This window comes from Motiliproteus sp. MSK22-1 (assembly GCF_001968815.1).
Taxonomy (GTDB): domain Bacteria; phylum Pseudomonadota; class Gammaproteobacteria; order Pseudomonadales; family Balneatricaceae; genus Motiliproteus.
This window is the reverse complement of record NZ_MIEQ01000044.1, coordinates 371492-386147: the sequence shown is the minus strand read 5'-3', so window position 1 is coordinate 386147 and position 14656 is coordinate 371492. Positions and strand designations below refer to the sequence as shown.

Annotated in this window: 11 protein-coding genes; all 11 read right to left on the bottom strand. The window is 49.0% G+C overall.

The window, feature by feature from the left end; genetic code table 11:
• Positions 1-912 (bottom strand): iron-siderophore ABC transporter substrate-binding protein, encoded by a 912-nt coding sequence (locus BGP75_RS12330; RefSeq protein ID WP_083704785.1) that lies wholly within the window; start codon positions 910-912, stop codon positions 1-3.
• The gene (locus BGP75_RS12325) at positions 906-3047 is read right to left on the bottom strand and encodes a TonB-dependent receptor (RefSeq protein ID WP_076718894.1); all 2142 of its coding nucleotides are present in this window, start codon (positions 3045-3047) and stop codon (positions 906-908) included. Before BGP75_RS12325 ends, BGP75_RS12330 begins: the two co-directional genes overlap by 7 nt.
• A 355-nt stretch (positions 3048-3402) precedes the next feature.
• Entirely contained in the window at positions 3403-3822 is a 420-nt protein-coding gene (locus BGP75_RS12320; RefSeq protein WP_076718893.1) for a ParB N-terminal domain-containing protein, read from the bottom strand.
• A gap of 1 nt (position 3823) precedes the next feature.
• Positions 3824-5026 carry a type III PLP-dependent enzyme gene (locus BGP75_RS12315; RefSeq protein WP_076718892.1) on the bottom strand — a complete coding sequence of 401 codons (1203 nt, stop codon included), beginning with the start codon at positions 5024-5026 and terminating at the stop codon, positions 3824-3826.
• Positions 5019-5795 (bottom strand): HpcH/HpaI aldolase/citrate lyase family protein, encoded by a 777-nt coding sequence (locus BGP75_RS12310; RefSeq protein ID WP_076718891.1) that lies wholly within the window; start codon positions 5793-5795, stop codon positions 5019-5021. The genes BGP75_RS12315 and BGP75_RS12310 overlap by 8 nt, the downstream gene beginning before the upstream one ends.
• The gene (locus tag BGP75_RS12305; protein WP_076718890.1) at positions 5788-7575 is read right to left on the bottom strand and encodes an IucA/IucC family siderophore biosynthesis protein; all 1788 of its coding nucleotides are present in this window, start codon (positions 7573-7575) and stop codon (positions 5788-5790) included. The genes BGP75_RS12310 and BGP75_RS12305 overlap by 8 nt, the downstream gene beginning before the upstream one ends.
• Positions 7568-9376: an IucA/IucC family siderophore biosynthesis protein gene (locus tag BGP75_RS12300; RefSeq protein ID WP_076718889.1), complete on the bottom strand. Its 1809-nt coding sequence runs from the start codon at positions 9374-9376 to the stop codon at positions 7568-7570. Before BGP75_RS12300 ends, BGP75_RS12305 begins: the two co-directional genes overlap by 8 nt.
• Positions 9363-10544: an MFS transporter gene (locus tag BGP75_RS12295; protein ID WP_076718888.1), complete on the bottom strand. Its 1182-nt coding sequence runs from the start codon at positions 10542-10544 to the stop codon at positions 9363-9365. Before BGP75_RS12295 ends, BGP75_RS12300 begins: the two co-directional genes overlap by 14 nt.
• Entirely contained in the window at positions 10537-12345 is a 1809-nt protein-coding gene (locus BGP75_RS12290) for an IucA/IucC family protein (protein ID WP_076718887.1), read from the bottom strand. The genes BGP75_RS12295 and BGP75_RS12290 overlap by 8 nt, the downstream gene beginning before the upstream one ends.
• Before the next feature lie 12 nt (positions 12346-12357).
• Positions 12358-13368 carry a 2,3-diaminopropionate biosynthesis protein SbnB gene (sbnB, locus tag BGP75_RS12285; protein ID WP_076718886.1) on the bottom strand — a complete coding sequence of 337 codons (1011 nt, stop codon included), beginning with the start codon at positions 13366-13368 and terminating at the stop codon, positions 12358-12360.
• Positions 13369-13523: 155 nt separating this feature from the next.
• The gene (gene sbnA, locus BGP75_RS12280) at positions 13524-14570 is read right to left on the bottom strand and encodes a 2,3-diaminopropionate biosynthesis protein SbnA (RefSeq protein WP_076718885.1); all 1047 of its coding nucleotides are present in this window, start codon (positions 14568-14570) and stop codon (positions 13524-13526) included.
• Between the last annotated feature and the right edge of the window lie 86 nt (positions 14571-14656).

The window sequence follows — 14656 nt, the reverse complement described above, 5'->3', positions numbered from 1 at the left end:
TCAGTAGTCATTAATTATCTGTTCCAAATCGTCGAGAACCTGTTTGGCTGCTAGTGGACCAATCCCCAGCATCCAGTAGCTGTCATCTATTTCGTAGACCTGTCCCCGCAGTCGCTGCCAGAACCCTGAATGGCGCCAGCGTTGAACGAGGGATCCCTGTTTGGGGGAGTATTCGCTGAGCAGGATAATATCGCCTTCCAGCAAATCGATCTGTTGGGGGGAACGCAGTCGCCGGGCAAAGCCTTTACCGGACTGGGCCGTCGGACGCAGCAATCCACAGCGGTTCATCAGTTCACCGATAAAAGAACCGGGTAAGTAAAGTCGGATATGTGTTTGCATCGAACGAACGATAGACAGGCTGGGCTGACCTTTGGAGTCGTACAGGTGTCGAATTGTTTGGCATTGGCGGTCAATTTCATTGAGCAGATTTTCAGCTTCAGTATCTTTATCCAGGGCGCGAGCAAACAGCCGCAGGTTATCAGCCCAGCTAGCCCCTACCGATTCACTGAATACGGTTGGAGCGATGGAAGAGAGCAGGGTATACAGTCTTCCGTGGCGAAATTGACTACCCAGGATCAGGTCGGGTTTTAGCCGCATGAGCTGTTCCAGATCCGGCTCCTGTACCACGCCCAGAGATTGGATCTGGATGTGTTCTGTGGGCAGGTACTGAGGGAATTGCCCCACTTGGTAGGGCGTTGTTGAAGCAATGGGGTTGATGCCCAATGCCAGAACCATATCCAGTTCACCGGTATCCAGCACCGCAACCCGCAATGGGTTTTGGCTGACACAGCTGCTGCCCAGAGCGTGCTCAATCGCTTGGCAGGCCCTGGTTTCCGATCCGCTTTCTGCTTTGGATAGGATTGGATGGAAGGCCGCCAACAGCATGACGGCCAGCAGTATTTCTCTTACCATTGGTACTGATAACTTGCTTTCATGGCAATGCCTGAGGCAGGGATATGGCTGGTGTTGTTGCCGTTACGCAGCAACTGGCCGTAGACGCTGAAATAGTCCTCGTTTAAAAGGTTCTCTATTCCCAGACTGATGGTACTTTGGCCAGACTTGTATTGGGTGTGATAGTCAACCGTGGTATAGGCTTCTATCTCTCTGCTGCCAAAACCAACCTGATCCTCAAAGGCGTCGTCTCGAGATCCGCTGTAGTTCAGCTGTAGACGGTGGTACCACTGGCTGCTGGGGCTGTATTCAGCATAGGCACGCAGTTGTAAAGGGGGGATCCGATAGCCGTTCAGGGCTTCCCAGCGCTGATCGCCTTCGTCGTAGCGTTCACCTTCCATCCAGGTGAGTAATCCACCGAGTTTCCATTGGGCATCCAGACGATGATCCAAGGTCAGCTCAATACCGTAGATTCTCTCTTCGGCGCGAGGTAGAGCCAGGGTAAAGTTCTGAATGGTGGTTTGTCCCAGGTCTGAGGTGTTATAAAAAACAGCGATGCTGGCTTGAGTATTTCCCCAGTCACCTCGGCTACCCATTTCATAGCTGTCGACTTTTAGCGGGTCCAGCTGAGAGCTGTTGATGTCGAATCCTGCACTGGCGTAGCGCAGACGAAGACCAATATCCGGAAGCTCAAAGCCCTGAGAGAAGTTTCCGTAAACCTCGGTATTATCACTCAAACTGTAGACCAGGCCGGTATTAAAAAGCACATCATCGTAGCTCAGGTCACCGCCTTTAATGGCATGGCCTTGCCCCAGGGTTGTAAAATCATCAAAGGATGCCGAGATATACTCGTACCGGGCACCGATTTCCCAGCGAAGACTGTCGCTGAAATTACTTTCAAGTTGTGCGAATGCGCCCAGATTATCCTGGGTAATCGGAGGCATAAAGGTCTTGTCTCCGGTATTGATAAACACCAGACCTCCACTGTTATCAAAAGCATCCCCATCATAGGTGGTGACGGGCATTTCTGATTTTTCGCGATTTAAATCCATTCCCCAGCGCACCAGGTTGTTGTCATTGATATCAGTGCTGAGTGTCAGACGGGCACCCAGCGTTTCGGTATCGATAAAACTTTGTGCCAAAGCATTCCAGGAGCTGTAGGGACGGCCATCGAAGGGAGTGAAACGGGCATGATAGTCACGATAGTATGCCTGAGCATCGAGGCTGCCCAGAGGGGTCTGATCGGCTGACCATGCCAGATTGAGTAAGCTGTTACGGGTTCGGTTTTGCTCATCTAACTGCAGCCCGGGGATTGCTTTGGCTTTAACACTACCCGCAGGCTGAGATTTAACTGAAGGGTCTGAGCCGTAGTCTGAATCCTGTTCTGCATCAAAATGACTGGCAGAAAAAGTCAGGGTTCCAGCATCAAGGAACCAGCGTAGTTTACCGGCCAGACTAAGGCTGTCAGTATCCGACAGGTCACCTTGACTGGGTTCCGGGGCAATACGATCGCCATCGGCATCAAAAAATGCTCCCTGGCTTTCCCACGCCAAATTGACGCCATAATCGAAGTTCTCGTTACCTCCCCCCAGTTGTTGTTCAACGCGATAGCCGAATCCATCCTCGTCAATCTCAGACAGCGCACTCTGAAGGCCAACAGTGGTGCTGGCACCGCTTTCATTACGGCGGGTGATGATATTAACGACTCCACCAGCAGCACCACTGCCATAGACTGCACTACCACCGCGTAAAACTTCAATCCGCTCGATGTTGGAAGCATCGATATTCATCAGGTCACGGCTAACGTTGCGGTTAGTGTTCTGAGGAATGCCGTCAACCAGTACCAACAGGTTTCTCCCCCTAAGACTCTGATTAAAATTGGTCAGAGTCTGACTGGAGGGCGCCATACCGGGGACTGTCTTGGCCAGAACCTCACCGAGACTACGGGAGGTTTGAAACTGTGATTCCAGCTGTTGACGGTCAATCACAGTGACCGCATGGGTTAATTCGTCGGCGGCCATGTTCTGACGTGTGGCGGTTATCGTCAGCGTGTCCATCTCTGTACTGGCTGGTGAATCCTGGGTATCAGCTGTCGCTACTGCAGGTGAGACGGCCGCGATGAAGAGTAGGGGGGAGATCCTATTAATACGTTTCATGAATACTCAGTTAACCTTCAGAAATTAATGATATTGCAAGGGCGAATGATAATAATTATTATTTGCAGAATATGCAAACGAGAATTGAACTTATTTGAATAATGGTGGTAGTGATAATCGTTGTAATTATGAATTACATAATTGTCACTTCGGTGGTGGCTTTTGACCTGCTGATTGGAAAGTTAGGAAGTAGCAGAAAGTTTAGGAAGCAGCAGAAAGCTAGAAAACAGTTGAAAATTGGAAAGTGACTGAAAGCAGGAAAATGGCAGCAATGAACAAATGAGTAAGCTGACCGGTAACGTTATCCATTACCGGTCATCATTAAAGGGTGATTCACAAAACAATGACTGACACCCTAAGCTGTTTTTTGATCGATATCTTCTCCAAGATAAAAATTAAGGGAAATGTTACAGTCCGGTAGTTTTGCCGGAAAAATATGTTGGGTGGTTTTTGCCGGATAGGGGACACCCTTAACCGCCCGTTGAATAATACGTTCTGGTGTCACGACGACATTGTCGATCCGGCTCTGGACTTCAACTTGGGAATAATCCAGCAGCAAACAGGGAATAAACGGAAGGCCGAGGCGTTTTGCTGCTTCTGCCCGATGATGACCATCCATGATGGCCAGACTGTTTTTTTCCAGTGTTACCGGTGTACTCCATACTTTTTCCCGTCTGATTTTTTCCACTAACCACAACACCCGCTCGGGTATGTACTCCTCGGTTATGTTGAGGGCGCCGGTGGGCACCAGTGTCAGAGGCAATTGAGAAAACATCTTAACGCTCCTTATGTTGTTGGCTGTTAATAAATATCAGATCTGCATGGGGGTGGCTTAAAAAATCATGATGAGAGATATGCCAGCCATAGGCTCCAGCCAGAACAAACAGTACCGAGTCTCCCACAGCCAGGTCTGAAACAGTGACATTACTGGCTAATACATCTTTAGGCGTACAGAGTTCACCACAGAGGGTTATCTGTTCGTTGGTAGCGCTCGGACGAGGGAAGTCCCATGGCCAGTTGTCTCGATGGATTACTTTGAATGGGTGATTATGTTGCCACGAAGAGGGCAATCGGAAGTGGTGATTGCCACCGCGAAGTAAAGCGAACTTCTTCTCTCGGACAGATTTAATATCGATGACTTCCGTCAGGTAGTAGCCGCAGTTTGCCGACAAAAATCGTCCGCATTCAAAATTAACCGGGTAGCCAATATTGTACTCTGTCAGCAGTTGACTTAATCCGTCACAGAAGAGGGACCAATCAAACTGTTGTTCCAGTTGCTGATAGTTAATGCCAATACCGCCGCCGACATTAACTTGCTTGATCGGTATTTTACGGCTCCAATCCTGAAACAGCTGCAGATAGGAATCGAGTAGTTGAAGGTGCTTTTGATAATCGAGGTTGTTGGACAATGCGTGGATATGAAATCCGTCGATATCAAGATTTTTCAGTTGCGGTATTAACTCAAAAATCTCTTCCAGTTCACTCTGATCAATCCCGAACTGAGTAGCACTGCCGCCCATTGTCAGCGTTGCTTCAGGGAGTTTTATCCGTGGGTTGATCCTTAATAACACATTTGCTCTAACGCCTTGCTGACCGGCTAGCTGGTCCAGCATTTGCAACTGTAAACGGCTTTCCAGGTGATAGAGCTCAACCCGTTGTGATAGCGCATATTCCAGATCGTTACGGTTTTTTGCGGGTCCCCCAAAAGCTATTGAGGCATTTGGGACTGCTTCTCTGACCTTTTTGATTTCTCCTGCTGATGCCACTTCATACCCGTAGATCAGCGAACTGATTTCCTGCAGTACCCTGGCTTCGCTATTGGCCTTGATTGCGTAATACATCTTGCAATTTGCAGGCAGTTTCTCGACTACAGTTGTCACATGTTGCCTTAACCAGTCAAGGTCGTAAAAATAAGCGGAGGCCGGTTTATCAATTGTTGATAAATAGTTTTCAATGGCCTGAGAGGGAACTTCAAACATGTTTTTTTACCATTTCTTTAAAATCGTTAACCACCGCAGTTAAAGCACGACGGCAGATTCCCCGATCATCACCTGCTACAAAGCATTGAACGCCTTGCTCCAGCCATGCCTGTTGCTCTTGCTGGTTTCTCGGCAGTGCACAAAATCCTTTCTGGCGGCGTTGGCAAATTGTATGAATCTGCTCAATTGCAGCCTGAACTTCAGGGTGGGACGTTTGCCAGGGGAAATTGAATGATTGTGATAAATCGGCGGCTCCAGGTAACAGCATATCGACTCCGTCGACGGCTGCTATCTGGTCAGCTGCTTGAACACCGGTGCGATCTTCTATCATCATTATCAGCAACAGTTGAGAGTTGGCTTCAGAGACGTAATCAGCAAGATTATCGCGACCATAATGATTGTCCCTTGTGCTGTTTAATCCTCGTGCGCCCCGGGTGCCGTAGCGGCATTGATAAACAGCTTGTTCTGCCTGTTGCACAGTACTGACCCTCGGAAAAACCAGCCCCTCTGCGCCTGCGTCCAACAGCTGCACCGACCTGTACAAGGCGTTTTCGGGTAACCGCACCAATACCGATAGGCCGTTGGACCTGGCTGCAAGAATCATCGCTTCTAACTGCTGCCCTTCGATGAGCGTGTGTTCTAAATCGATGATGACAAAGTCAAAATCAGCTGCTGCTATCAATTCAATCATCAGCGGGGCCGGTGTTGAGCAGAAGATGCCCGTTATTGTGTCTCCCTTCCCGAGCCGTTGCTTTAAGGAATTACTCATGCTCACTTCCTGCCCGATATGGCGCTAAAGGGTTGGGCTTTTCAATGACTCTTTGACGTATTTCCGGTTGAAAGCGACGGCTTGCCAATTGTTCAATCTGTACTTTTTCCGCAAATACATTAAACAGCTTAAAGCGCTCGTTCAGGTCGGGATGAGACTGTTGATAGTCTTTCAGGATGCGGGCGAAAAGTTCCCAGAACATGCTTTCGCTGTAGTTGAAGTTCTGTTCCATAAACCAGGCCAGTTCAGCCAGATTGACGAAGGCCAGTGCGTCATAACAGAAATCCCGTAATTCATCAGCATCCAGTGTTTCCAGAAAGGAGTTAGGATTTACGGCTGAATGCTCCGCAGGTGCTTCAGCTAATCGCTCCAGATAAGAATGATCAATCAGGAATTCTTTTTTGAATCGTACGCCATCATGAAAATCCTTAAGGGCTACGCGCTGAGGCATACCCTGCTTGTGCACCAACATCATATTTTGAGCATGGGACTCCAGAGCCAGGCCATGTTTCCAAAGCAGATGCAGGACGGGTAAATAGACCTGTTGGAATAATTCTGTCAGCCAGGCGTGGGTTCCATATTGATCAATCCAGGGGGTAATCAGGGGATGATTGTCATGGTCCTGGTAGATCAACGCTGAAATGGGCAGGGCTGATTCCCCCTCCATGAGCTGACTTTGTATGCTTTGGCGCCAGATACAGGAGGCAGCTCCATAGCCATTTTGGCTGCTATAGGCCGGTTTATAGGCGACTGCGAAAAATTCCTTAAGAATAATGGGGCGTCTCGTTTGGTCTTGCCAATAATTATCCTCAGCGACAATGTCTGCCAGCCAGTCGCTGATCCCTCCCGCGTTGGCTACGGTGTGAGGAGCGAGTACTCTTGAGGTCGAAGTATTCACCAGGCTCATGGATAGTTTGATATTGCTGTTTTCAACATGCTCCGCATTGGCCAGTGTTCGAATTGATTGCTGAGGGAGGTAGCCTTGCAATTGACCGAGATAGATCATCTCATTGGATTTGATGGCTTCATGGCACTCCAGTGCGAGCACTTCATCCCATTGCCAGGGATGAACAGGTAACGGAAGATAATCGTCAAGGTTCAGCGCCCGGCTGCTCAGTTGCTGTTGATACAGATCCCAAATGGCTTCTCCCAGCGCTGCACGGATAACATCGCTGAAAGGCATCTCGGCTGTTGCGGAAACAACAGCAGCAGACTGTTTAACGGCAAATAACAAAGGAGTAACGATCGGGGCATACTCCGGTGCATAAAGGGCGCTGTCTGCCAGAGTAAACCCTAGTCTGGATTTGAAACTGGGGTGGTAGGGGTGGCCGTCCGTCAACCGGGACTCTATTTGATTAAAGCTTAAAGTTCTAAGGGGTTGTTGACCCCGTTGCGCCAGAACCTCTGCTTGTTTTATCTGGGTACTCCGCAGTTCTGAAACAAAGGCTTTAAGCCGGGCGGGATCGGCACCTATATTGGAGGACAGCTCATTCAGCACCTGGGCTAAATCTGTTACGGGTTGCCACCGATCTCCTTCTACACGCCAGGGACCTTCAATAATGCGGTGCCGAGCAAAGCTGTGGGTTTCTCTTATTCGGCAACAATAGCTGACCTCGGTACCTGTGCGGATACCTTGGGCTGGTATTGAAATCAGATCGCCTTTTATGGTTGCCTTTTTGAAAGCTTCTTCAAACATGAGCGCTTCAAAGAGTTGACGAAGCACTCGTTCACGAGCCTGATCCCAGGCAGGGTGAGATAACAGCTGACTGTACTTATCCATTCTTTTTCTCCATGACACTGTTTTTCTCCATGGCGCTGTTACTCTCCATTTTTAAAGGGTTTGGGATTTCTACCCAGCTTGGCTTTTCTCCATGCTGGCCAAAGCTACTCAGCATGTTGGCTTTGGCAGGTAGTGTTTCAGCTGTCAGTAGATCAGTGATGAGGGATTGATATTCCTGGGTTTGGTTTGCTTGTTGAATAATTTCCCGGGTCATGTTCCAGAGCCCATTCTCGGTCGCCAGCCCGGTTCTTCCCAGGGCTGCAATAAAGTGTGAAAAGTGATTGATCAGTGCATAATATTTCAGCCGAAACCAGGCTGTTTCCTGATCATAAAGAGCACTGCTGTCTTCGTTAATCAAGCCCTGCCAGGATGAGACGTACTCCCGGCTAATGCTGCCGCCTTCCATATCACGGACATAAAACACCTGTGGCCAGCCGTGCTCCAATGCGACCATACAGTTCTGCAGATGTGCCTCGAGGCTGAGGCCATAACGGGCAAACAGTTCCAATAAAGGGATGAGAGAGATATTCAGATAGGCCTGCCACCAGCGGGCAACAAACTGACTGTTAAAGGGTTCGTTGCGGTTTGTTGCCGCTTGTCGCATCTGGTCTATTAATGGCATCTCACCAGTAAGCGGCTTCTCTTCCAGTAAATAGGCGATGACTTGGGGCTGCTGGGTGTCACTTTGACCATCTCTGAATAAACACGCAGCTGCTGCCTGAAGTTCGTTGTCGGAGCAGGAAAAGGTCTGAAAGGCGCTTTCGGCCAGGAGCTGGAAGTGTTGCTCCAAATCCGGCTGTAACCGGTATACCAGCTTACTGATATCCAGAGCCCGTCGTAATTGTTCCGGAGGGTTGTTCCTTATGAAATTGGTTATCCGTACGTTAATGGAGAGTTTTTTGTAGCATTTTTGCTGTGGTAACCATACGGTTCTCACGGAAGATGTAGGCCAGACCGTTTCTCCTAACTTGCCCAGATAAATCAATTTGCCAGATTGTTGCCATGTTTTTACCTGCTCTTGTTGCAGCAAGTATTCCGCCTGCCAGGGGTGGCAGGGATGCAGAACGTATTGATCGATATTGGTCAGCTTTTCAGCCGCCTGTGTTATTGCCAGTTGATCCACTTTGATTGGCTGAAGCCGGCTCTTTTCCTGCCAGATAATGTCCGGGGCAACGGCAAAATAGCTCAACTGGTAGTCAGCAGACTGTTCCGGGGCATAGTTGCCTATATCCTGATTATCAAAACCGTCACAGGCTTTTGATGTTACGTGGAAAGGGTGACCGAAGAGTAATCCTTGTTCAGAGCGGCGGAATACATCAGTACTGCTTTGGTTTTGTGTGTGTGATAAATCACTCTGATTCTGTGTGTGTGATAAATAGTGTCTTATTCGTTGATGACTATTGCGCATCAGGGACAACAGTTTGTGGCGCTTTCTGTCATCGAAGTCGCTACGGCTGCCAAGCTGAGAAACAATCAGCTCGAACAGTTTTTCGATACCGGCGAGCGGGGTTATTTCACCACTTTGTTCAGATACCAGTGCGAATTCATCACCATATCGGTGAAACCCTCCAGCCGATAAATAACTGATTGATCCGACCAGCCAGCAATGGCTGTGGTCAAAATGATGGCTGAAGGCTGCGCCACGATGAGCAAGTTGAACCGTCGCTTCCTTCACCGTGGCAGAGGTTGTTTTTCCACTGGGAACAAAAACTCCCGTTTCCCGGAAATAAGTATTCAGGTATTGCTCAATGAGTCGAGAGTCGATGGCATCCCGAATTGTATATGAATTATCTGTTTGCATTGGATCCTCTCAGGCTACGTCCTGATTGCTGAAAAGTTGACTGAAAAATACTGATAAAGGCGGCAGCAAATAGCAGGCTGCAAAGCCAGACTAGTTGTATTGCTGTCAGCCAGAAGGTGGCTGTCATGATTAGCAGAGGGCCGACAATTTGGCCCAAAGACAGGTAACTCTGGGATATCCCCAAAGCCTGTCCCCGCTGCGATTCAGGAACTTGCTGTTGTACTACTAGTTGCATTGAGGGTATCAGGGCCGCGAAACAGGCACCCTGAACGATTCTGAGTAAAGCGATAAGGTAGATTGACTGGCAATAGGGTAATGCCAGCAGACTTAACGAACAGCACGCTGCGGCAATTAAGAAGTTGCGCTGGGTGTGACCTGCGTCGTTGGATCTACCCCACAGCGGACTTGCTATCAGACAGGCCAACCATGACAGTGCGTGCATTAAACCGGCAACGCTGGCAGAGTTGACCAGTGACAGCTGTTGCTGGATAAATCCACCAAAGCAGATGACTAATGCAACGGCTGCTGCTTGTGATAGCAATCCTGCCCACAACCAAGGCCGCGCTCCATGTAAATCAGGTTTTAGCGATTGTTGGTTGCTGACCACTTTTACCTTCAGGTCCGGCGTACAGCTGCGAATCGCCAGACAAACTATTAAGGAAACCAGCGCTGTCAGGTACAACAGGGGTTGGAGCTGCCAATGATCGTTCAGCCAACCACCCATTACCGGTCCGATCACTGCGCCTGCTGCAGTGGCGGATTGGATGGAGCCTATTGTGAGGCCTTCCTTCCCTTTACCTAAAGCCGAAGTAAATGTCAGGATACAGAGGCTGACTCCACTCAGGCCCTGCAACAAGCGGCCAAGAATGAAGATCCACAACTCGCTTGCCCAAGCCATCAAAAGCATACTGACGGAAAAGATGACAAGGCTGAACATCAAAACAGGTCGGTATCCCCAGCGATCACTGCAGATACCGATATAGCGTGCTGAAAGCAGACTTGCTATCGAAGGGGCTGCCATGGCAAACGCCCCCCACTGAGTCGCGTTGTTCAGACTGAGGGACATCTCCTCCGCCAAATAGAGCGGCATGATAGGTACCAGAATCATTAACCCTAATGTGGTTATGAACTGACTGCCCCAAAGTGTCGCAATCTGAGGGTTAAGCACCGGTCAGTTCCGCCAAAGGGTTGTTACTGGGCAGCATTCCACAGGGCATGCCGGAACCCAGGCTCTGGCGCATTAACAGTGGATGAAGCAACTGCTTGAATGGCCATTGTTGGGCACTGAAAAGTTCTCTGGCAGCGATATCTCGTGCAGAGTCATTGCTCATGCCCTGTACCGAGTTGTTCAGTACAGACTGCAATAGATGCCAGAATGGTTGTTCTGCAGAGTTCAGATCTCTGCACATTGCATCCATAATCGCGTAGAGGTTGACTTCTAACACCAGTGTTTGGAAATAGGCCAGCAGCTCTTCGGGATTTTCCAGCTCCAGTGTTCCTGGCGTTGAGCGATCCATTACGTAGCAAGGCGGTTGCAGGTCCTGCGCTTCCATCATGAGAGGGCAGGTACGAAGGGTGTCATGATCCCTTAACAGCAGGCCCTGTATCTCACCGAGGCGACAAATTAACAGTACGTTTTGTCCATGCAGTTCTGGCATTACGCCGTAGTTAAAACAGCGTAATCCCAGTTCGGACAATAACTTGGCAATTACTTCAAATAGTTTTAGACAACTTGTCAGACTTGCTGTCTGGTCCGCAATTGATAGTAACCGGCGTACACCGGTGGCCTGTCCTTTCTCGTTCTGCACCGCCAGGGCGGACATGGGCACCAACTCGATATCCGGATCATTAATCAAACTCTCAGGATAGCTTCGCAGCAGGCAACTCAGCTCACCGTTCTCCTGTAGCAGTGGGTTTTCCTGGTGTTCGGACATTGATGCCCATAGGGTTTCTTCACAGAGTTCAACATGGTTTGCCAACCATTCATCGCGGTCCTGTATTTTTGAAAAGACCCGCTGTGCCAGTTGTCCGTTATGCAGATAGCGGGCAGGCTGGACTCTTACAGCACCCAGTGAGGTTATCGATAGAGACAGCTTCAGGTGCAGGTGAGGCTGATGTTTAACCACCAGTGAACGAAGTGAGCTGGTGGCGATCAGGTCTGTAGCTGACACTCCCAGATCTCTGGCCGCTAGAAAACAGTTATGGGTTTTAATCCATAAAGCCTGTAGAGGATGTACGGGGAGTATCAGGTACTCTTCAAGGTCTAACTGCTGTTTCTCACAGACTTGTTTAACAACCTGCTGCTGGTTATCTGTTAACAATTGAAAAAATGGTTGCTCCAGGCCAGGCTGGCTGTTTTCCTCAACGCTCTGTAATGAGAGCGTTCTGGGAATTGCCCACCAACTGGCCTGGAGTTTCTTGCCGGGGAGTAGTTGATGGCTATCGATACTGATACCCTCAAATACTTTTGCTTTAGCGACCGGATGGAAAGGGCGGTCTCTTAGAGAAGCAATGCACTCCCATTCTGCCAGGTTCAGTTTACCGGGCTGCAACAAAGGGGCAAAAAACTCAGCCTCTTTGTCCAACAGCAGCAACTGGTAGTCTCTGGCCTGTGTTATCCACTGTATAAACCGCTCACCATTGGCCTGTTGAGGCCACCAGGTCGCGTTAACAATGGATTGGCATACTGCCACCAGAGTTAAGGGATTATCCTGTCCGTTATCGCAATATATCTCTGCGCTTATCTGTGGTTTGGACGACTTTGGATCGAGTCGTATTGGCCAGCAAATTCGGTGCTCAGCGGTGACAGGTGTTACCAGAAGCTGTTGATTACTTTGGTCCGGCTCGGATTGGGCAATCTGGCTGTGAGTACGAAAGCCAAATAGATTTTCCATCCAGAGCGCGTCAAATAAGTCGCTGAGCAGTATATGTTCGGCCCGTTTGAGCCGTTTTTGAACTGAAAGGGTCATGACTACCTTCCCTTAAAATAAAGGCAACATGGTTCCTACCCCTTGCGCTTTTGCCGCCAGGTAGAAATATCGGGCACAAACAAGATCATCGATAGCCATTCCCATCGGGTTCAGCAGAATGATCTCCTGATCATTTTCTCTTCCTGATTTCTCCCCTGTTACCAACTCTCCCAGTTCTGCATGTAGTTGTTCGCGAGAGAACTTCCCTTCCAGTACCAATTGGTTGATGATTTTCTTTTCACGGTTAGATTGATCCCAATCATCCACAACAACCTTGTCGGCTTTTACAAAGACCTCTTTGTGTACATCCATGATGGAGACGTTGGCTAAGAAGCAGCCCTTTTGTAGCCAGTCAAATTCGAGATAGGGTTCATTTGCAACTGTGCAGGTGATCACCATTTCACCCGCTCGGACAGCCTGCTCGGCTGAATCGCAGAGATTGAATTTGACGTCAAACTGCTTTGAAAGCTCTTCAACCAGTCGTCCTGCGGCTTCCCTGTTCAGGTCGAACAAATGGATGGTTTTTATGCTGGAAAACTGTTGCAACAGGGTTGTTAGCTGCATTTTTGCAATGGGGCCACAGCCAATACTGGTGAGTTCCTGAAAGTTGTCTTTTGCCAGGTACTTTGCTGCTACCGCGGTGATCGCGGCGGTGCGCATTCCACTGATTAAACTTGCCTCCATTAATGCGACCGGATAATTAGTCTCGGCATCGTTCAGTACCATTACTGCGCTGGCCCGTTCTTTACCATATTTGGCCGGATTGTGTTGGCGGCTGCCTATCCACTTTAAGCCGGCAATTGCATTTTCTCCTCCCAGATAGCAGGGCATCGCTATGATCCGGTCGGCGATATGATCAGCACCAGACCAGCGCAAATAGGGCTTAAGAGGCTGGACGTAGTTACCTTCAGCGTGCAGTTTTAACCCTTCTTCGATAGCGCGGACGTAGGCATCAGAGTGATCTCCGCCTAGTTGACGGATATCGGACTGACTTAGGTACAATAGTGAATCGGAGTTGTGCATGATGGTTCCTTGTTAAACCGGGCCCGAGAGCAAGCTGCCCATAGACTCAGTGTTGTTAAAACACCAGGGTTTAGCTAAATCTGGTTTAAGGGGTGATTAGTCAGCTGCCATTCAGGCAGACACTATTTAGTTTCTATGCGGTAACGCCATAGTGCTTAGTGACTTATGGCTTCAGGCTGAACCTGGGTTAATTCCGCTGGTAGGGGAGGTGTTGGTTTCAAAACCTCGGAGGATTCCAGCGAAGACAGGTGGCGTTGTCTGGCACTTTCTACCCAGACGTTGTCATACACCATGTCCAGGTAGCGCTCACCACGGTCGGGAAGCAGCGTTAATATTTTGCAAGGGGTCTTTTGTTGAGCCAGGAGTTTCTGCACGGCTGCCAACGCTGAGCCGGAAGAGCCGCCTGCAAGAATGCCTTCTTTGGTAACAAGTCTCCGGCAGGCAAGGGCAGATTCATAGTCATCCACATGAATAACCTGGTCTATCTCGTCAGTCTTCAATAATGCAGGGACTCGGCTGGCACCGATACCGGGAAGTTCTCTGGGAGAAGGCTTGTTGTTGAATAGTACGGAGCCTACTGCATCAACAGCGACTACTTTCATCTTCGGGTAGGCTTCTTTTAATCGACGGCTGATACCGAGCAATGTGCCTGAGGTGCTTACACCCATTACCAGATAATCAACGGGGTCCGATAGCTGTTTAATCAGCTCTTCACCTTCACCGTCGTAGTGGCTTTGCCAGTTCATGGGGTTGGCATACTGGTTAACCCAAAAGCCGTTCGGAACATGCTGCTCTAAATGCTGGACCCGATTGATTCGGGTGTCCAGATAGCCACCGTTTAAATCCTTTTCAGTCACCATGTCAATATTGGCTCCCAGAGACTCAATAATTTTTAGATTGAGTGGTGAGATTTTTGGATCAACGACACAGGTGAACTGTAAATTAAAGCGGCGGCATTGCATGGCTAATGCGATAGCCAAATTCCCCGATGAGCTTTCAATGACGTGGTGTAAATTTGGAATGAGCTTACCGCTCTCGATCAGTTTCTCAATAATATACTTGGCTGGTCGGTCTTTAACGCTTCCTCCTGGGTTCATCAATTCAAGTTTTGCTAATACTTCAGAATAAGAATAATCAAAAAACCGGTCTAGACGGACGACTGGTGTATTGCCAACGCAATCTGAAAAATCCTTAACTAACATTGTGTTATCTCCTGTCAGGTCTCTCTTGACGTCCTTTGTGTGTGTGCATTAAATCACAATATAATAGTAATGCAAGAAAAAACACG